Here is a 20545-nt window from a genome sequence, read left to right as displayed (position 1 = left end):
GACCTCAGAACAAATCACTGCGTGACTTCAATAAACTTTCCACGTCCTTATCAACCTTGATATGAATTTCATGCTCAATTTTGACGTTCATATTGATGGTGATCGGTTCCTTCGGCGCTGCAACTTCAATACGCGGCGTACAGCCCGCCAGTAAGAAGAGCGCCAGCATGGCAATCATCGTTTTCATTGTTGTTCCTCACATTCCTTGCCTTCCGGGCAACGGGTTTCCGGCAACGCGGTGTTTTGTTCAAGCCATGCCTGTAAGTTGTCGCCAAAACGCAAACTGCGCCAGAGCGTAAAGACATTTTCTTCATGGGTATAGTTCAGGTTAACCGTGCCGACTTTACCGTCCACATGGCTTTTACCCGTGACCGTCGCCTGCATGGTCAGCACGCCCAGATTGTCCAGATTAATCTTCGTCCACGAACGGGCAATCTCCATATAGCGTAACCAGTTGATTGCCGCGCCTGCCGCCATATTGTCTTTGACGACCGCATCGGCGGTATCTTTATCGATACGCAGCGTCATCGGGCCTGGATTGGTTAACCAGCCGTCTTTAATGATCCATTTTTCATTGCTCAGCCACAGCGGAAGCGCGCCGCTAACCGGGCCGGACATCGCAAATTGTTTGGGATTCACCGCGCTGATCAGTTCGCTGGAAGAGACATTTTGCACCCGCAGCAGTGCCGGATCGTGCTGCGGCATACGTAGCTGTTTCATGATGATTTTGCCGCCCAGCACATCCACGCTCACGTCACTCAGCAATAAAGGATTCTCTTCGCTCCACGGATAACTTCCCTGGAGATCGGCCGTGATATTTTTCGCGGTGACCTGGTTTACCACCTCTGCGATGCGTAATGACACCGGCCCGCGCGTTCCCAGTTGCCAGGCGCCCTGACTGAAACGGAACGGCAACACAAAATCGACGCCGTTGATTTGGTTGTCCGGCATCCAGGCGCTACCGCCTTTCAATACGCCGTGTCCACCCGCTTCGAACCCCTGATCCTCTGCGGCGGAAAAAGCCACCTGCGCGTACAGTTCGCCTGCGCGCAAATTCATTTTCCAGTCAGGAGGCAGCAAGGGCTGGAAGACCGTAACCGACTGTTTTGGCCACCAGGCCTGCCCGCGTAAACGAATGCCGTCCCAGCGCCCATTTACCCGCACTGGCCCAATCGCCCCGGCATGCAGGTCGCCTTTGAACTGGAATACCGTTGGGTCCGTTCCTTCAACGCTGAATTTGAGCGTTGACGGCGGTAAGACGCTGCCGCCGGTGAACACAGTATTGCCCGCATCCAGCGATAACGCGCCGCTGAAGGTCGGGTTCCCGGCATCACGAACCCACACGATCGGTTTATCCAGCACCAGGCGCGGAGACGCCACCGTCATCGTGCCGTATTGCAGTTGATCGAACCCGGTGGACAGGTCGGTAAGCGTGATGGTGTTGTCGTGCCATTCTCCTTTCCCGGCGACATCCCAACCGGCGTTCATCGGAGTGAAGCTGCCCTCGCCCCAGTAGCGCCACTGCCAGCGCCCCGCATCGGGAAGAAAATCATTCGCCAGCCCATCAAGATGCAGGACAAAGTCGCCCATCTTATTTTCGTGCGCGCGTAAAATTGCCTGTAATCGGCCATCAACTCCGCGTTGGGTGACTTTTACGCCAGCCAGCGGCCAGCGAATTTCGTCAATATCCAGAGAGTCAATCACCCGGCCACGAGAACGCAACAGCGCGCCGGGTTCAAAGGTCAGTTGTGGATCGGCCAGACTGCCGGTGAGCTGTGTCGGCAGTACTGCATAAAAAATCAGATCGTCCTGTTTCGCTTCACCGGTTAAACGCAGGGGCATGTCGCTGTTATCCATACTCAGCTTGCCTGGCCCAATCGTCAGCACCGCATTGCCTTTACCCGCATCGCCTTGCGTCAGAACATTCAACCGGCCGCTTATCACCGCATTTTCAAGACCTGCCTGCCAGTTATTAATGTTGATCCCCAGACGTCCGCTCAGCGGAAAGCCCTGATACGGCCAGTTCCAGCGTCCATCGCTGATGGCAAGTTGCTGGCGAGTAACCTGCCAGGGGAGATCGAGCAGCGGCTCCGGGTTACCGCGCGCCATGACGATCAGCTGTCCGGCGTTGTCCCGCCACTCCAGTTCCGCATCCACCAGCGACGGTTCCTGCGGCAGGCTCAGCGTTGCGACGGCGTGTCCGTTCACCGGCAGCCCGTCCGGCACCAGAGGCAGCGTAAATTCCCCTTCCAGTTTTACAGGGGGCTGATTTTCGAAGGCGCTCACCTCCAGTTGGCTGACGGTGAAGTTTTGCCCGTGTAGCTGCCCCTGAAAGTTGACCTTCTCGCCCTGATAACGAATCTGTTGGAGGGCTGGCGTCAGCGAAAGCGACAATTTCCCCTGCCATTCCTGCCAGGGAGAAAGAATAAGCCGGTCGATATTAACCCAGGTATCAGGCAGCATAGACTGCCATTCTGCGAGCGTGCGCGGCGCCGCGGGCGATGGTTCAGATTCAGGAAGTTTTGCCAGACAGGCGGAGTCCAGTTCAAGCGTACCGATATTCAGCTGCCAGCGGCTGGGATGGGTGAGTTCCGTGCCGCTCATGCGCGCTAACGGGCAGTCCTCCACCAGATAACGCAGCTCCGGGATATGCAGGCCGTGGCGCGTAAGTTTCGGGCTTTCATCCAGCGCGATACGCGTACCAACCGGTAACCAGATGCCCGCCAGCGTAGGAAGCCACAGGCCAAGCGTCATGAGCAGCGTTAACGGTATAAGGATCAATAATAAAAGTAGCGCGAGAACGGCTTTGTATTTACCCTTCATGGGTAGTTAATATCCTGATTTAGCAAAAATTAAGCCGGTAAGGCCCGTATTGTGGCATGTTTGGGCGCTCAGTTGAAGGCGTCGCCCTCACTAAGGATAGATGTTCTGCCGCGACCCAACAATTTTGAGGCCGTCTTAGAAATGATAAAGTTGATGATATAACAGAGCGTTAGTATCCGATCCTTCTGCCATCTCACCGTGATGGCGCACATCCGCAGTCAGGCAAACATTTTGTACTGAATTAACTCAGTCTCCTGATTTATTACGGAAAACAGAGGCGCAGAGGACTGACCATTTGCAGATCCTCTGCCAGGGCTCACATTCCTGCCATCCTGTAGCAGCGTTTATACCCGGTATGTTCCATTCCTGAATGCCAGATACCGGGTAAGGTCATATTTCAGCAAAACTGCGCCAGCGCCAATCAAGAGAACATCCTTGATAATGAAGCTGTCAATTTTCCCCAGTTGTGGCAGCAGGCTCAGAGTCGTTACTCCTGTAGTGATAACAATGAGATCGCCAGATATGCCAACACCAGGTCGGGCGAAGCCAATGATCAACGCAAGAAATGTAATGGTTTCCATAACGCCAAGGAAATAACTTCCCCCGTGGACACCAAAAATCAAATACAGAATATTGAGCCATGTTGATGAAATCAGAGGCTCCAGGGCCATAACTTCAAAGTCAAACCATTTATAAGTACCAAACAACATAAATACACCGATAACGCTCAGGCGAAGAATGACGATATCGTAATCTGAGCGAATAAATCGATTAATGAAATTCTTCATTCATATTCTCCGGGAAGATAATAATGAGATGCCAGCCAGATTTTATCTCAGATGGGAAATATCAGTTCAAAAAAAGCATTCCGATCAATGCCGTTACTTTTAAATGGCAGGTGCATTCCATTTTTTAAGCCGATTTTTTTCTTGATATTGTAAATATGCGAATATACTGTTTTCTTACTTCGACCTCTCACCCTGGCGATTTGCTCTACACTAAAGTGTTTATAGTATAAAAGGAAAGCGATAATTCTTTCATTATGTGTTAATGATTTACCTTGATCATTCAAACAAGAACCATGCTTCATATTGCAAGGCTCTGACTTGCAGGCAAGGTAAAAATCATACCCGTAGAAAAGTATGCTCATGAGTCCGGCAAACTCATTATCACAGATAATAAAATACGTTTCTCTTTTGCTGTTAAAATGTTCAACGCCAAGTGCCTCACACGAATTGAATAATACTTCAGCGCCTTGCTGAAAATAAAAATCATGCGTCGCGATGATAATTTTCATTATTGCTCCCTGAGCAGGGAGTAAAATACCCCCTGCTGTAAGCTTTAATCAGAACTCCAGACTAATACCCGTGTTCCATGAAACGGAATCTCCACCGGCCGCAACTGCCATTTTACCTGCAACATTGTCTGTAAAGCGGTAGCCGATCCCAACGGCTACTGCCTGCTTATCTGAATATCCTCCCAATGCCGCAGTAGCATTAAATTTACCCACGCTATAAGGCTGGAATAAACCTGCAAGCGCCGCATTCTGAGCTGCACTTTCACGAATTTCTTTGCGGTTGTTAGATATCTGTTTTTGCAGACCATTCATTCTGTCTGCCGCCATTTTTTGCCAGGATTCATGAAGATCTAAACGGCGACTATTCTTACTGGCCGCAGACTGGTTAGCATTGATTTTTCCAGATAAATATTTGCTGGTCTGAGAAAGCTCGCCACGAACAGCTTCCGTATTGTTGTCTATACGCGCGTAAGCATCCCTTTTGACACTGCCGATTTCGCCGCGCAGGGAATCACCCTGCTGCTTAAGCTCGCCACGCACGGCTTTTGCATTACTGTCGGCCCGTGCGTAGGCATCCCTTTTGGCGCTGCCGATTTCACCACGCAGGGAATCACCCTGCTGCTTAAGCTCGCCACGCACGGCTTTTGCATTATTGTCAGCCTGTGCAATTGCATCAGCTTTGGCCTGGCCGATTTCGCCGCGCAGAACATCCTTTTGTTCATCCAGTTCTTTATTAACCTTCCCAACGCTTACGGTCACGTCCTGTTTCACCGTATTTATTGCGTCCTGCTGTGAAGACAGCGAGCGATTTTGAGCATCAATATGCTCCGCTAAAACATCAGTATAAACACTCTGCAAGATATCCCGAGCACTAATAGCATTATCAACATACTCTCTCGTACTTTTATCTGTAGATTTAATATACTCTCTCGTACTGTCATTTGTAGCCTTTACATGACTATCTATATACTTAATCAGTTCTTCTTTAGAAACGCCCCCTTTTTGAGAAACGGTTTGAGCTAATGTAGCCAGTTGGTTATATAGCTCACGTTTAGTGACTGTTTTATCGAGATCGTTGTCCTGGCCCGCTGCCCAACTGATATTGCTTAGAGCCCCGAACAAAACCATACCTAACATAGAGGCCATAACATTCTTATGCATGTAAACACCCTTAAATTAAAATTAGGAACAATTTTTATCTATTGCAGAAATAAACAGACTCAACCAGAGAACAACAATCTGGAATTCGCCATCTTTTGCGTAGGAAGTTTTCAATCAACCAGACTTGCCTGATTCCAACTTTTAAATTAATTGCTATCATCTCTCGACTGAAGCCAGAAAGTATTAGTGCAAGAACACTTTTAGACAGCTTCGATAACCTCCCGGAAGAAAGTCGCGCATGTGTTATTTCATTAAGTAAAGGTACTGTATCCGTAAGATATGCTGTATCCTGAACAGATTCTTTCCTTAGTAAAACAGGAGGAAGAAAATAAATTACACGCTGTATTGTTTTATCGTGGTGTTTTACACCGCTTCTCCCTTCAATAGTGAAGTAGTTAAAAAACTCAGCAATGGTCTCATCCACAGGCAAAAAATAGCCATGCTTAAATATCAATGCTGCGCACGGGTAACATTCCCGAACATGCAGCCAGAAACTCAAAAATAAAGACGGCCGCCCATATATTACGACAGTAGCTGAAGGATACCTGTGAAGCTGCTCCAGTAGACTACATGTAGAGCAGGCATTTTCAGTTATTGAAATTGGTTTATTCAATAAGGTTATCTTGCTTACTGTTCCAGGCTTATTCATCGACAGATTCATCGCGTACATTTTTATTCCATTAAAAAGTCGCTACGATACTGCGCGCAGTCATAATAACACCTCCAACTTAACTTCGCCGGATAAGACAGGATTTAACATGCTGTGTTGTTAATAGTATGTATTAAGTTACGGCAATATCACCCCTCCACTCTTGTTTGTATTAAACGTGTTAATAAAAGTCACGAGGATTCAAGTTAAAATAACAAAACTAATTTCTTGGTTAAATTATGCTTATTTGGAATCCTTTGACAATCCCTTGATAAACGGGATAACAGGAGCATATCAACACCTGTTTAAATAAGTGCAAAAAATAAAAGGGAAATTACTGCTGGTCACACCAGACAGGACAATTGGTGAAATTTACAGAAATGTGATAAACATCACAGCAAATGAAAAAGTGCATTAAATTCATCATGGAATGGAGCGATGAGCGGAGCAATTATCAATTTTTGTCAATCAATTGAAGCGATAGGTGATTTCGTATGAAAGTGAGGGTTTGCAGGTTATGTCTGTCGGTTGTTCGACGTTACGAACGTCTGTCAGCCTGATTCGCTACAGAAAGGATACGTCAGTCTGTGGAAGAGTAACTGACCCACTGATAAGGCGTGGGTTCAGAATGACCGAAAGGGAAATATGTGTTAAAGAAAGTTGTTTAATTTTAGTATGATAGGTGCCTTAAGAAGAGATGTTCTAAAATTATTCATTATGTCATGGTCACGCCTATCAATTATTTTTTAAATTTTGTAAGATAATTTTAATTGATTCAATGTTATTCCACCATCGCTGGAGAAAGTCTTATGAAACTCGCTGTTTACAGTACAAAGCAGTACGACAAGAAGTACCTGCAACATGTTAACGAGTCCTTTGGTTTTGAACTTGAATTTTTTGACTTTCTGCTGACTGAAAAAACGGCAAAAACCGCCAACGGTTGCGAGGCGGTATGCATCTTCGTTAACGACGACGGCAGCCGCCCGGTTCTGGAAGAGCTGAAAAAGCACGGCGTAAAATACATTGCGCTGCGTTGCGCTGGCTTCAATAACGTCGATCTGGACGCCGCAAAAGAACTGGGTCTGCAAGTCGTGCGCGTCCCGGCCTATTCTCCTGAAGCCGTCGCCGAACATGCGATTGGTATGATGATGACGCTGAACCGTCGCATTCATCGCGCTTATCAACGTACCCGTGATGCAAACTTTTCACTGGAAGGTCTGACCGGTTTTACCATGCACGGTAAAACGGCTGGCGTGATCGGGACGGGCAAGATCGGCGTCGCCGCGCTGCGTATTCTGAAAGGTTTTGGTATGCGACTGCTGGCGTTTGATCCTTACCCAAGCGCCGCCGCGCTGGAGCTTGGCGTGGAGTATGTCGATCTGCCGACGCTGTTTGCGGAGTCTGATGTCATTTCTCTGCATTGCCCGCTGACAGCTGAAAACTACCATTTGCTTAATCATGCCGCGTTCGATCAGATGAAAAACGGGGTGATGGTGATCAACACCAGTCGTGGGGCGTTGATTGATTCGCAGGCGGCAATTGAAGCGCTGAAAAACCAGAAGATTGGTTCACTGGGGATGGACGTCTATGAAAACGAACGCGATCTGTTCTTTGAGGACAAGTCCAACGATGTGATTCAGGATGACGTATTCCGTCGTCTGTCTGCCTGCCATAACGTGCTATTCACCGGGCACCAGGCTTTCCTGACTGCGGAAGCGTTGACCAGCATCTCGGAAACCACTCTGCAAAATCTGGAACAGCTCTCAAAAGGTGAAACCTGCCCGAACGCCCTGTTCTGACCCTTCTGCTCCCCTGCGTTCAGGGGAGCACTTTCAGATAATCCCCGATGATATACCAGGCTATATCATTACAATTATGAATGATTTCCCGTCAGCAAATGTAGAGAGTTTTAATGAAGAAGATCATCGCACTGGTTGCACTCAGCATGCTTATGGCAGGCTGCGTCAGCAATGGAAAAGTCTCCGTTAACCGTGATCAGCTACAGCATCACCGTTTTGTTCTGGAGAGTGTAAACGGAAAACCAGTCGCTGCGGGAAAGAACGCCCCGGAGTTAAGCTTCGGTGAAAAAATGACGGTTTCTGGCCGCATGTGCAACCGCTTCAGTGGCCAGGGCAAGCTGTCTGATGGCGAGCTGAAAGTCAAAGAAATGGCGATGACGCGTATGATGTGCGCCGACCCGCAGTTAAATGAACTGGATCACACCATTAGCGCGATGCTCAAACAGGGCGCGCAGGTCGACTTAACGGCTAACCAGTTGACGCTGGCGACCGCAGAACAAACGCTGATGTTCCGACTGGCTGATTTAGTGCATTAATAGCTGCCGCAGCTTCCAGCGGCGAGCGACTGTTCACTACAGCGTTTGCCGTTGGGTAATGCGCACATGCCAATCGCCGATCCGTCAAGCTGACGGGCAACAGAGAGCGACCCGCCAATCATGGCGCAGTTAGCTTCCCCGGAACTGGACATTGCCGCCTTTAACCCCGGCGCAACATGCGCTGCCGTCGCCTGCTGAACAGGCTCATTACTACAGGCCGACAATAATAACGCGGCACACCCCACTAAAAACGCTGCGCGCATCTCTCTCCCCTCTGAACGTTAGCCGAAACGACACCGCCATAAATAATAGGCAGGCTGCCCTGCGTCGTCGAGAGGCAAACTGCCCATTTATGCGGTTCATTGACATTTTTTAGCAATTTTTTTGCCCTCTCTTTGATCAAATCATTCATTCCCTCTATTCCAGGGACACAAAAGCGAAAATGGTAGAGATCGGGGTTTGCTAAAATAGAGAGATAACTATCAGGGCCCGCCGATGTTTCGCGAGTCCCTCTTTTTGTGCAATGTAAGGGTGTCATATGATCACTATTGACGGTAATGGCGCGGTTGCTTCGGTCGCATTCCGTACCAGCGAAGTTATCGCCATCTACCCAATTACGCCCAGTTCGACAATGGCTGAGCAGGCGGATGCCTGGGCCGGAAACGGGCTTAAGAACGTCTGGGGCGATACCCCTCGCGTCGTAGAAATGCAGTCGGAAGGCGGCGCCATCGCCACCGTTCACGGGGCATTACAGACCGGCGCGCTCTCGACCTCATTTACCTCATCTCAGGGCCTGCTGCTGATGATCCCAACGTTGTACAAACTGGCGGGACAGCTCACGCCGTTTGTACTCCACGTCGCCGCACGCACCATTGCTACTCATGCCTTGTCTATTTTTGGCGATCACTCTGATGTGATGGCGGTTCGCCAGACAGGCTGCGCCATGCTGAGCGCCGGTAGCGTTCAGGAAGCGCAGGATTTCGCGCTCATTTCGCAGATTGCCACGCTGAAAAGCCGCGTGCCATTTATTCATTTCTTTGATGGTTTCCGCACCTCGCATGAAATCAATAAAATTGTGCCGCTGGCGGATGACACCATTCTGAAACTGATGCCGCAGGCTGAAATTGACGCGCACCGCTCCCGCGCGCTCAATCCTGAACATCCGGTGATTCGCGGCACGTCGGCCAACCCGGATACCTACTTCCAGTCCCGTGAAGCCACGAACCCGTGGTACAACGCGGTTTATGACCACGTTGAACAGGCAATGAATGATTTCGCCGGGGCCACCGGTCGCCAGTACAAGCCATTTGAATACTATGGCCATCCGCAGGCGGAACGCGTCATTATTCTGATGGGTTCCGCAATCGGCACCTGTGAGGAAGTGGTGGACGAGCTGCTGGCGCGCGGCGAAAAAGTGGGCGTACTGAAAGTCCGTCTGTTCCGTCCGTTCTCAGCAAAACATTTATTACAGGCGCTGCCGGAAACCGTACGTACCGTCGCCGTACTGGATCGCACCAAAGAGCCTGGCGCACAGGCCGAACCGCTGTATCTGGATGTGATGACCGCGCTGGCGGAGGCATTCAACAGCGGCGAGAGAGAAACCTTACCGCGGGTGATCGGCGGGCGCTATGGTCTCTCCTCAAAAGAGTTTGGCCCCGATTGCGTGCTGGCTGTTTTCAACGAACTGGCGAGCGCCAGACCCAAATCCCGCTTCACGGTTGGCATCTATGATGATGTCACTAATCTGTCTCTGCCCCTGCCGGAAAACACCCTGCCCGGTACAGCGAAACTGGAAGCACTATTTTACGGTCTGGGCAGCGACGGCAGCGTTTCTGCAACCAAAAACAACATCAAGATTATTGGTAACTCCACGCCGTGGTATGCACAGGGTTACTTCGTCTATGACTCGAAGAAAGCTGGCGGCCTGACGGTCTCTCACCTGCGCGTCAGCGAGCAGCCGATTCGTTCCGCTTACCTAGTAGCGCAGGCTGATTTTGTCGGCTGCCACCAGTTGCAGTTTATTGATAAGTATCAGATGGCGGAACGTCTGAAACCAGGCGGTATTTTCCTGCTCAATACGCCGTACAACGCAGATGAAGTCTGGGCACGTCTGCCGCAGGAAGTTCAGGCGGTGCTGAACCAGAAAAAAGCGCGGTTCTTTGTGATTAACGCGGCTAAAATCGCCCGCGAATGCGGACTGGCGGCACGTATTAATACCGTGATGCAGATGGCCTTCTTCCACCTGACGCAGATTCTGCCTGGTGATAGCGCGCTGGCGGAATTACAGGGAGCGATAGCGAAAAGCTACAGCAGTAAAGGCCAGGAGCTGGTTGAGCGTAACTGGCAGGCGCTGGCGCTGGCGCGCGAATCGGTAACAGAAGTTCCGTTGCAGGCGGTGGACCCGCACAGCGCAAATCGTCCTCCGGTGGTGTCTGACGCAGCGCCCGATTTCGTTAAAACGGTTACAGCCGCCATGCTCGCCGGGCTTGGTGACGCCCTGCCCGTTTCAGCGTTGCCGCCAGACGGCACCTGGCCGATGGGGACGACCCGTTGGGAAAAACGCAACATCGCCGAAGAGATCCCTATCTGGAAAGAAGAGCTGTGTACCCAGTGTAACCACTGTGTCGCCGCCTGCCCGCACTCGGCGATCCGCGCTAAAGTGGTTTCGCCGGAAGCAATGGAGAACGCCCCGGCCAGTCTGCACTCGCTGGATGTGAAATCACGCGATATGCGTGGTCAGAAATACGTGTTGCAGGTGGCGCCGGAAGACTGCACGGGTTGTAACCTGTGTGTTGAAGTTTGCCCGGCGAAAGACCGCCAGAACCCTGAAATCAAGGCCATCAACATGATGTCCCGCCTTGAACATGTCGAAGAAGAAAAAGTGAATTATGACTTCTTCCTCAATCTGCCGGAAATCGACAAGAGCAAGCTGGAGCGTATTGATATTCGCACCTCTCAACTGATCACGCCGCTGTTCGAATACTCCGGCGCCTGCTCCGGTTGTGGTGAAACGCCGTATATCAAGCTGCTGACCCAGCTGTATGGCGACCGCATGTTAATTGCCAATGCGACCGGCTGTTCTTCTATTTATGGCGGTAACCTGCCTTCAACGCCTTACACCACCGATGCCAACGGTCGCGGCCCCGCATGGGCGAACTCGCTGTTTGAAGATAACGCCGAATTCGGTCTGGGCTTCCGCCTGACAGTTGATCGGCATCGCGTGCGCGTCATGCGGCTGCTGGAACAGTTCGCCGATCGCATCCCAACGGATTTAAACGACGCATTGCACGCCGACGCGACGCCGGAAGTTCGTCGTGAACAGGTCGCCGCATTACGCCAGCATCTGAAAGATGTCGACGGCGCGCATGAACTGTTAACCGATGCCGATGCGCTGATTGAGAAATCAATCTGGCTGATTGGCGGTGACGGCTGGGCCTACGATATTGGCTTTGGCGGTCTGGATCATGTGCTGAGCCTGACCGAGAACGTCAATATTCTGGTTCTGGACACGCAGTGTTATTCCAATACCGGCGGACAGGCGTCGAAGGCGACGCCACTTGGCGCGGTCACGAAGTTTGGCGAACACGGCAAGCGCAAAGCGCGTAAGGATCTGGGTGTGAGCATGATGATGTACGGTCATGTGTATGTCGCGCAGATCTCGCTGGGCGCGCAGTTAAACCAGACGGTGAAAGCAATCCAGGAAGCGGAAGCGTATCCGGGGCCATCGCTGATCATTGCATACAGCCCATGTGAAGAACACGGCTACGACCTGGCGCTGAGCCACGATCAGATGCGTCAGTTAACGGCTACCGGCTTCTGGCCGCTGTACCGCTTTGACCCGCGTCGCGCCGATGAGGGTAAACTGCCGCTGGCGCTGGATTCCCGTCCACCGTCAGACGCGCTGGCAGAGACGCTGCTCAACGAGCAACGCTTCCGCCGCCTGAATGCACAGCAGCCAGACGTTGCTGAACAGCTCTGGAAGGATGCGACGGCGGATCTGCAAAAACGCTATGACTTCCTTGCTCAACTGGCAGGTAAAGCAGAAAAGAGCAGTGCTGAATAATACGGCTGTTTGAGTATTCGTCAGGACGAAAAAAAGCCCGAACCAAGGTTCGGGCTTGTCAATTCATTCGCTGGAAGATCAGTACTTATCGCAATGGCCCAACGAAAAAAGCAAAATGTGACAATAAAGGCATATAACCCGCGCAGAATATCGCAACAAAATTAAATTGTATAATTTTTATTTTATATGTTTTATTAAAAAACATTCATGTCAATTATCATCATTTCTGTAGAATTATTTAATTAAGATTTTACTTAAGGCGTAACAATTCATATTTATCTCTTTACGGAACTTCTCCTTTAGCATGATTTCACTTCCCTTATGGGGAGTCACAGGTAAATAAAAAAACTAAAGGGTTATTTCAATGAAAAGAAAAGTACTGGCTCTCGTAATCCCTGCCCTGTTAGCAGCAGGCGCGGCCCACGCCGCTGAAGTTTATAATAAAGACGGCAATAAATTAGATCTCTATGGCAAAGTAGACGGTCTGCATTATTTCTCTGATGACGCAAATTCTGACGGCGATCAAACATACATGCGTATGGGTTTCAAAGGTGAAACTCAGGTTAACGATATGATCACGGGTTACGGCCAGTGGGAATATCAGGTTCAGGCTAACGGTACCGAAGGTGATAAAGGTGACTCCTGGACTCGTCTGGCATTCGCAGGTATTAAAGTCGGTGACTATGGTTCATTCGACTACGGCCGTAACTACGGCGTACTGTACGACGTGGAAGGCTGGACCGATATGCTGCCAGAATTCGGCGGCGACTCTTATACCAAAGCAGACAACTTCATGACCGGTCGTGCTAACGGCGTAGCAACCTACCGTAATACCGACTTCTTCGGTCTGGTGGATGGTCTGAGCTTTGCGCTGCAATATCAGGGGGCGAATGAAAACCAGGTTACCAACGAGCAGGAAGGTACGGGCAACGGCACTGGCGACGACCGTAACGTGAAAAACTCCAACGGTGACGGCTTCGGTATCTCCTCAACTTACGATCTGGGTATGGGCGTCAGCTTCGGTGCGGCATATACCACTTCCGACCGAACGAATCAGCAAGCAAATCACTCTACTGCTGGCGGTGATAAAGCAGATGCGTGGACTGCTGGCCTGAAATATGACGCTAACAACATCTATCTGGCGACTATGTATTCTGAAACCCGTAATATGACTCCTTACGGTGGCTCAAACGGCAGTGATAACACCATTGCCAACAAAACCCAGAACTTTGAAGTTACAGCGCAGTACCAGTTCGACTTCGGTCTGCGTCCTGCCGTATCTTTCCTGATGTCTAAAGGTAAGGATCTGGCCGGCGGTGAAGATAAAGACCTGGTTAAATATGCTGACGTAGGCGCGACCTACTACTTCAACAAAAACTTCTCCACTTATGTTGATTACAAAATCAACCTGCTGGATGAAGATGACAGCTTCTACACTCGCAACGATATGTCTACTGACGACGTCGTTGCTCTGGGTATGGTTTACCAGTTCTAAGTTCGTCAGCCCGCTAGCAACGGCGGGCTTTTCTCATAACAACAGTGTTTTATCTATACTAAAACAATATATTTGTTGCGCTAAAACTCTCCATTGATAGATGATATATTGCATAAAGATCTGCTGTAGAGGACGCCGGCAATGAACCATCATCCCGTTAAATCATCCCGTATTGCATCCGTCGGCTATGACGAAACCTCCAGCACGCTGGAAATTCGTTTTCATCGAACCGGTACTCTGCAATATCTCGGCGTCCCGTCGCGTATTTTCCGTGATTTTCTTGTCGTGGTTTCTAAAGGCCGCTTTTATGACGGCGTGATCAAAGGGAAATTTCCAGAGCAGAAACCAAACTCACGCTAAAATGTGACTCCTGTCATTGTACATAAAGTGCCATTAAGGGTTAAACTTTAATCGGATACTTAAACAGGAGGTTTTATGAGCAGAACGATTCTTGTGCCCATCGATATTTCAGATTCAGAATTAACTCAACGCGTTATCACCCATGTTGAAGCCGAGGCAAAAATAGATGACGCAGAGGTTCATTTCCTGACCGTTATTCCGTCACTGCCCTATTACGCCTCTTTAGGCCTGGCCTACTCAGCAGAGTTACCGGCTATGGACGATCTGAAAGCCGAAGCAAAATCTCAACTGGAAGAGATTATCAAGAAGTTCAGTATTCCTGCCGACAGAGTACAGATTCATATCGCGGAAGGTTCTCCGAAAGATAAAATTCTGGAAATGGCTAAAAAATTACCGGCAGACATGGTGATTATTGCTTCTCACCGCCCGGACATCACCACGTATCTGCTGGGCTCCAACGCCGCAGCGGTCGTACGCCATGCCGAATGTTCCGTCCTGGTGGTTCGCTAAACGCATCAGTCCGCACGCCGTTGCGGGCTTTTCATATCCACTTTTCAACCCTGCACGCTTACCTGCAACCTGAGGTATAACGGGTATAAATGTGCTGACATTCTTCTCGCCAATCCGTACCATACACGCCACAGTTTTTATATCAGATTTCTTTTGCCGGTCTTTCCGGCGTGATGCATACTTTTCTGATGCCACACAATGAATTGAGCCTCTATTAAATGTCGCAAAATCAAGATATTAGCAAGAAAGAACAGTACAACCTGAACAAATTACAAAAACGTCTGCGTCGTAACGTGGGCGAAGCGATTGCTGACTTCAATATGATCGAAGAAGGCGATCGCATCATGGTGTGCCTTTCCGGCGGGAAAGACAGCTATACCATGCTGGAAATTCTGCGTAATTTGCAGCAAAGCGCACCCGTCAACTTTTCACTGGTCGCCGTTAACCTTGACCAGAAGCAACCGGGTTTTCCCGAACACATTCTGCCGGAATATCTTGAGAACCTGGGCGTAGAGTATAAGATCGTTGAAGAAAACACCTATGGGATCGTTAAAGAGAAAATTCCTGAAGGCAAAACGACCTGCTCTCTGTGCTCCCGACTGCGCCGCGGTATTCTCTACCGCACCGCAACAGAACTGGGTGCAACCAAAATTGCGTTAGGCCACCACCGCGACGATATCCTGCAAACGTTATTCCTGAACATGTTCTACGGCGGGAAAATGAAAGGGATGCCGCCGAAGCTGATGAGCGATGACGGCAAACACATCGTTATCCGCCCGCTGGCCTACTGCCGCGAAAAAGATATTGAGCGTTTTTCAGAAGCCAAAGCGTTCCCGATCATTCCGTGCAACCTGTGCGGGTCGCAGCCAAACCTGCAACGCCAGGTCATCGCCGACATGCTGCGCGACTGGGATAAGCGTTATCCAGGGCGTATTGAAACCATGTTCAGCGCGATGCAGAACGTGGTGCCTTCTCATCTGAGCGATATTAATCTTTTTGATTTCAAAGGCATTAATCATGATTCCGATGTAGTGGACGGTGGTGATTTAGCCTTTGACCGCGAAGAGATCCCTCTGCAACCCGCAGGCTGGCAGCCAGAGGAAGACGATAACCAACTGGATGAACTGCGTCTGAACGTCGTGGAAGTGAAGTAATTTCTGACTCAGCCGGATGGCGACGTAAACGTCTTATCCGGCCTACGATGCGCATAAGCACCTGTAGGCCGGAGCGGGCATTTATTTCAATAAACGAACCCGACAGCTCTTCCCTTTTATCTTTCCGTTCTGCAATTGCTTCCAGGCTTTCTGCGCCACAGGCTGGCGAACCGCCACATAAACATGGGCCGGATGTACGGTAATTTTGCCAATATCAGCGCCATCCAGACCAATATCTCCCGTTAATGCTCCCAGCACGTCGCCCGGGCGCATTTTTGCCTTTTTACCGCCATCAATACACAGCGTCGCCATTTCAGCTTCCAGCGGTGCAACCGGAACGTTGCCCGGCGGCGTCAGCCAGTTCAGTTTAAGCTGCAACATTTCAGACAGGATATTGGCGCGCTGCGCCTCTTCCGGCGCGCAAAAGCTGATCGCCAGACCGCTATTGCCTGCACGGGCGGTACGACCAATACGGTGTACGTGAACTTCCGGGTCCCACGCCAGCTCGAAGTTTACGACCAGCTCCAGCGACTTGATATCCAGCCCACGCGCGGCGACGTCCGTCGCTACCAGTACGCGTGCGCTACCGTTAGCAAAACGAACCAGCGTCTGGTCACGATCGCGCTGCTCAAGGTCGCCATGCAGCGATAATGCGCTCTGCCCGACAGAATTGAGCGCATCACAAACTGACTGACAATCTTTTTTGGTATTACAGAAAACAACGCATGACGCAGGCTGATGCTGGCTCAGCAGCTTTTGCAGCAGCGGGATTTTCCCCTGCGAAGATGTTTCAAAAAACTGCTGCTCGATAGATGGCAGCGCATCCACCGAATCAATTTCAATCGTCAGTGGATTTTGCTGAACCCGACCGCTGATCGCCGCGATGGCCTCAGGCCAGGTTGCGGAAAACAGCAGAGTCTGACGGCGTGACGGCGCAAAGCGAATCACCTCGTCAATAGCGTCGCTAAAGCCCATATCCAGCATCCTGTCGGCTTCATCCATCACCAGCGTTTGCAGGGCATCCAGAGAAACGGTGCCTTTTTGCAGATGGTCAAGCAGGCGGCCCGGCGTCGCGACAATAATGTGCGGCGCATGCTGGAGAGAGTCTCGCTGCGCGCCGAAAGGTTGCCCGCCGCACAACGTCAGGATTTTGGTATTAGGCAGAAAACGCGCCAGACGACGCAGCTCCCCTGCCACCTGATCGGCCAGTTCGCGCGTAGGACAAAGCACCAGCGACTGGGTCTGGAACAGACTGGCATCAATATGCTGTAAAAGCCCGAGACCAAATGCAGCCGTTTTTCCGCTGCCGGTTTTTGCCTGCACGCGCACATCTTTTCCGGCCAGGATCGCCGGTAACGCAGCGGCCTGGACAGGCGTCATCTCAAGATAACCCAACTCGTTAAGATTCTCGAGTTGGGCGGCAGGCAGGACATTCAGAGTAGAAAAAGCGGTCACAATTTAATCTCGCGGTAAAAGACACACAGTCAGCAGGCGCGTATCCTCGCAGATCTCCGCTCTTGATGCGACAATTTAATCGGTTCTTCATCCGGCGGCGGATCTGGCATAGGTTGTGGGCGCGGGATAGGATCGGGAATCGGCACCGGATCGGTTGGTACGGAATCCGACTGGCGCGTTTGCATTTGCAACAACGTGAACAGGCTGGTCATATTACCCTCCGGTCATACAGATTGACTCTTTTAGGGTAGACGCTGATATCCCGCAGGCAAAAAAAAGCCGACTAATCTAAGTCGGCGTCGTACGAATCAATTGTGCTATGCAGTAATTCAAAAAAGGAAGTAAGACAATATGGAGCGCAACGCCCATCGCTTGACGTTGCATTCACCTGCGAGAGAGATATTGCCCCGAATGGGTAGATTGTTTATTGACTTCGCTCAAATTATGCGGCGTTTTTCTGCTCAAAGGACGATGAAAAGCGTTGTTGTTACAACCATTTACTACGATGCAACCATAAGGTAACACCACCAATCAGGACAACTAACAGAATACAGAACATAGAAAATCCAAAATGCCATGCGCCGCCCGGAATTCCCCCGAGATTCACGCCGAACAATCCGGTTAAAAATGTGCTGGGCAGAAAGACCATCGCCATCAGCGACATCGTATAGGTTCTGCGCGCTAAGGACTCCTGCATGACTTGCGCGATTTCATCGGCCATCACGCCCGTGCGCGCAATACACGCGTCGATCTCATCCAGCCCCCTTCCCAGACGATCCGCGATATCCTGCATTCGACGCCGCTGATCATCATTCATCCAGGCCAGACGCTCGCTTGCCAGTCGCGCATAAACATCACGCTGAGGCGCCATGTATCGACGCATCACAATCAGTTGCTTACGCAGTAACGCCAGGAAACCACGCGGCGGGATCTGCTGATCGAGCAGATTGTCTTCCAGGTCGATAATTTTATCGTGTAATTGCTCGATAAATTCGCTGGCGTGATCCGTCAGGGCGTCACACACGTCGACCAGCCAGCCGCCGCAATCGGACGGGCCCGTCCCTTCCTGCAAGTCGCTAACCACCTCATCAAGCGCCAGAACTTTTCGCTGTCGCGTTGAGACGATAAAACGTTCATCCATATATACACGCATCGCCACTAGCTGATCAGGGCGTTCATCGGTACTGCCGTTGATGCAGCGTAAGGTGATCAGCGTGCCTTCCCCCATCCGACTGACGCGTGGGCGCGAACTCTCGCCAGCCAGCGCATCGCGTACAGAATTCGGTAACAAAGGCGTCGACGCCAGCCACTGCGCGCTGTCAGGGTGGGTGTAATTGAGATGCAACCAGCAGGGATGCTGGCTGTCGATAATATCGTCATTTTCAAGCGGTTTAATGCCGCCGCGACCATCCAGTAGCCAGGCAAAAACGGCATCCGGCACATTGACTTCCGATCCCTTGATGGCTTCCACAACGCCTCCACATTCATTCAACGCTTTTTCGTTAGTCTAGCCTTCGGCGTATGTTAAGCAATACCTCATTATCCCATTGCGCTGAAATGATTCAGAAAAGTACGGTATGGCAGGAAAGGCGCCGGCATCACCGGCGCAAATGTGTTGTGCGAGACAATATGGGGTGTTCAACGGATGATAATTTACTTAATCGAAATTTATGAATTTTAGTCTGTAGATCGATAACCTTGCGTTGCATCATCAGCTTTAATATGTCGTACGGGAAAGGGTTAACCTCTTTCAGAATGATTAGCCTGAGTAATGTTTATATAAGTCGCCATCAACCTTTCTTCCTTTTTACTCGTTCACACTTATATCGACCATTGAAAAAAAACTTATCATTCGTGGATTTGTCCAGGTTCCCTGCTAGATTTATCTGCACGTCTATTGTTGTCTCCCGATTTGTGAAAAAACGCTCCATATCACTGTAAGCTGTTAATAAAAAAGCCATTCACCAATAAACCGGCAACACAGCATGTGAAGATAACGGGATTATCGATGATTGCTCACGAACTCAATGCTCTGGATTTATTAAGTTTTCCTGTCTGGATTGTTTTACCACACACAGAAGAGTTAGTTTTCGCTAATACCGCCGCACGCGAACTGACACAGGAACAGACTTTCAGCCGTCTCAGAAAGGGGATATTTTCAACTTATGCGCAAAATGAACTGCGCATGTACGTTGCTGATTTACACCACCATCACGATATTGTTGAAATTCTGACGGTCTGTCGTGATGGTAAAGAAATCGCCTTAACCTGCCGCCTCTCGGTTAAAACCCTGTCGACGCAGGGGGACGTTATTATTTTTGAAGGCATAGAGACACCCACGGCGCAAGGCCTCAAGGCCAGCCGTTCGGCAAACTATCAGCGTAAAAAACAAGGGTTTTACGCCCGTTTTTTCCTGACGAACTCCGCGCCGATGCTGTTGATAGACCCTTCACGGGACGGTCTGATCGTCGATGCCAATCTGGCCGCACTCAATTTCTATGGCTACAGCCATGAAGCGATGTGCCAGAAACATACATGGGAAATCAACGTATTAGGCCGCCAGATCTTACCCGTTATGCATGAGATTGCCCGTCTGCCCGGCGGACATAAGCCCTTAAACTTCGTCCATAAACTCTCTGACGGCACCACCCGGCACGTACAAACCTATGCGGGTCCCCTTGAGATATACGGCGATAAGCTCATGTTATGCATCATTCATGACATTACCGAGCAAAAACGGCTGGAACAGGAGCTGGAACGCGCAGCCCTGCATGATGCGCTGACCGGCTTACTGAACCGCAGGCAATTTTATCTTCTTACTGAGCAAAACCATACGCCCCATCTGTCGATGACAATGGATTACAGCCTGCTGCTCATCGATACCGATCGCTTCAAAAGCATTAACGATTTATACGGTCATTTGAAAGGCGATGAAGTGCTGTGCGCTCTGGCGCGAACGCTGGAAGCCTGCGCACGTAAAGGCGACCTGGTCTTCCGCTGGGGCGGTGAAGAATTTGTCTTGCTGCTGCCGCGAACCTCGCTGGAGGTTGCGCTTAATCTTGCAGAATCAATACGCGCCGCCGTGGCGAAAGTCTGTATTCCTGGCCTGCCCCGTTTTACCGTCAGCATCGGCGTCGCACGGCATGAATCGAATGAAAGTATTGATGAATTATTTAAGCGGGTGGACGATGCCCTGTACAAAGCCAAAAACGACGGCAGAAATCGGGTGCTGGCGGCGTAATA

General features: G+C 50.3%; 18 protein-coding genes. 8 read left to right on the top strand and 10 right to left on the bottom strand.

From position 1 onward, the window contains the following. Positions 1–4: 4 nt before the first annotated feature. From OGV83_RS15005 to OGV83_RS14980, 6 genes are all read right to left on the bottom strand, one after another. Positions 5–187, bottom strand: a complete 183-nt coding sequence (locus OGV83_RS15005; protein WP_012132311.1) for a YnbE family lipoprotein — start codon at positions 185–187, stop codon at positions 5–7. Then, the gene (locus tag OGV83_RS15000) at positions 184–2823 is read right to left on the bottom strand and encodes a YdbH family protein (RefSeq protein WP_286463926.1); all 2640 of its coding nucleotides are present in this window, start codon (positions 2821–2823) and stop codon (positions 184–186) included. Before OGV83_RS15000 ends, OGV83_RS15005 begins: the two co-directional genes overlap by 4 nt. A gap of 344 nt (positions 2824–3167) precedes the next feature. Further along, on the bottom strand, positions 3168–3611 hold the full coding sequence (locus OGV83_RS14995; RefSeq protein ID WP_012132309.1) for a DUF417 family protein: 444 nt from the start codon (positions 3609–3611) through the stop codon (positions 3168–3170). Positions 3612–3658: 47 nt separating this feature from the next. Beyond that, a complete protein-coding gene (locus tag OGV83_RS14990) occupies positions 3659–4120 on the bottom strand; it encodes a helix-turn-helix transcriptional regulator (RefSeq protein WP_286463923.1) in 462 nt (153 codons plus the stop codon). 48 nt (positions 4121–4168) lie between these two features. Beyond that, positions 4169–5281 (bottom strand): YadA-like family protein, encoded by a 1113-nt coding sequence (locus OGV83_RS14985; RefSeq protein WP_286463922.1) that lies wholly within the window; start codon positions 5279–5281, stop codon positions 4169–4171. A 34-nt stretch (positions 5282–5315) separates the two neighbouring features. Then, on the bottom strand, positions 5316–5951 hold the full coding sequence (locus OGV83_RS14980; RefSeq protein WP_123907487.1) for a hypothetical protein: 636 nt from the start codon (positions 5949–5951) through the stop codon (positions 5316–5318). A gap of 788 nt (positions 5952–6739) precedes the next feature. Here OGV83_RS14980 and ldhA point away from each other — a divergent pair. Next, entirely contained in the window at positions 6740–7729 is a 990-nt protein-coding gene (ldhA, locus tag OGV83_RS14975) for a D-lactate dehydrogenase (RefSeq protein WP_012132304.1), read from the top strand. A 113-nt stretch (positions 7730–7842) separates the two neighbouring features. Next, positions 7843–8265 carry a heat shock protein HslJ gene (hslJ, locus tag OGV83_RS14970; RefSeq protein ID WP_286463920.1) on the top strand — a complete coding sequence of 141 codons (423 nt, stop codon included), beginning with the start codon at positions 7843–7845 and terminating at the stop codon, positions 8263–8265. On the opposite strand, the gene OGV83_RS14965 is transcribed toward hslJ, so the two are convergent. Further along, positions 8262–8528: a putative hemolysin gene (locus OGV83_RS14965; RefSeq protein ID WP_012132302.1), complete on the bottom strand. Its 267-nt coding sequence runs from the start codon at positions 8526–8528 to the stop codon at positions 8262–8264. The genes hslJ and OGV83_RS14965 overlap by 4 nt on opposite strands. Before the next feature lie 275 nt (positions 8529–8803). Between OGV83_RS14965 and nifJ the strand changes: the two genes are divergently transcribed. The 5 genes from nifJ (at position 8804) to ttcA (ending at position 15847) form a co-directional block, all read left to right on the top strand. Next, positions 8804–12328: a pyruvate:ferredoxin (flavodoxin) oxidoreductase gene (nifJ, locus tag OGV83_RS14960; RefSeq protein WP_286463917.1), complete on the top strand. Its 3525-nt coding sequence runs from the start codon at positions 8804–8806 to the stop codon at positions 12326–12328. Positions 12329–12692: 364 nt separating this feature from the next. Next, complete coding sequence (gene ompC / locus OGV83_RS14955) at positions 12693–13823, top strand: porin OmpC (RefSeq protein ID WP_275055873.1); 1131 nt, start codon at positions 12693–12695, stop codon at positions 13821–13823. Between the two features lie 141 nt (positions 13824–13964). Beyond that, positions 13965–14183, top strand: a complete 219-nt coding sequence (locus OGV83_RS14950) for a KTSC domain-containing protein (protein ID WP_012132297.1) — start codon at positions 13965–13967, stop codon at positions 14181–14183. Positions 14184–14258: 75 nt separating this feature from the next. Continuing rightward, positions 14259–14693, top strand: a complete 435-nt coding sequence (gene uspF, locus OGV83_RS14945; protein WP_012132296.1) for a universal stress protein UspF — start codon at positions 14259–14261, stop codon at positions 14691–14693. A gap of 218 nt (positions 14694–14911) precedes the next feature. Beyond that, positions 14912–15847 (top strand): tRNA 2-thiocytidine(32) synthetase TtcA, encoded by a 936-nt coding sequence (ttcA, locus tag OGV83_RS14940; RefSeq protein ID WP_012132294.1) that lies wholly within the window; start codon positions 14912–14914, stop codon positions 15845–15847. 81 nt (positions 15848–15928) lie between these two features. Here ttcA and dbpA read toward each other — a convergent pair whose 3' ends face one another. The 3 genes from dbpA to zntB all read right to left on the bottom strand — a co-directional run bounded on the left by dbpA (position 15929) and on the right by zntB (position 18773). After that, positions 15929–17302 carry an ATP-dependent RNA helicase DbpA gene (dbpA, locus tag OGV83_RS14935; protein ID WP_286463914.1) on the bottom strand — a complete coding sequence of 458 codons (1374 nt, stop codon included), beginning with the start codon at positions 17300–17302 and terminating at the stop codon, positions 15929–15931. Between the two features lie 29 nt (positions 17303–17331). Continuing rightward, positions 17332–17514: a proline-rich small protein YnaL gene (ynaL, locus tag OGV83_RS14930; RefSeq protein WP_072025335.1), complete on the bottom strand. Its 183-nt coding sequence runs from the start codon at positions 17512–17514 to the stop codon at positions 17332–17334. A 275-nt stretch (positions 17515–17789) separates the two neighbouring features. Next, positions 17790–18773 carry a zinc transporter ZntB gene (gene zntB, locus OGV83_RS14925; protein ID WP_012132292.1) on the bottom strand — a complete coding sequence of 328 codons (984 nt, stop codon included), beginning with the start codon at positions 18771–18773 and terminating at the stop codon, positions 17790–17792. A 537-nt stretch (positions 18774–19310) separates the two neighbouring features. On the opposite strand from zntB, the gene OGV83_RS14920 reads away from it, so the two are divergent. Next, on the top strand, positions 19311–20543 hold the full coding sequence (locus OGV83_RS14920; protein ID WP_114847872.1) for a sensor domain-containing diguanylate cyclase: 1233 nt from the start codon (positions 19311–19313) through the stop codon (positions 20541–20543). Positions 20544–20545 lie beyond the last annotated feature (2 nt).

It is taken from the genome of Citrobacter sp. CK189, from assembly GCF_030333505.1.
GTDB lineage: Bacteria > Pseudomonadota > Gammaproteobacteria > Enterobacterales > Enterobacteriaceae > Citrobacter_B > Citrobacter_B koseri.
This window is presented reverse-complemented; position numbering and strand designations above follow the sequence as displayed.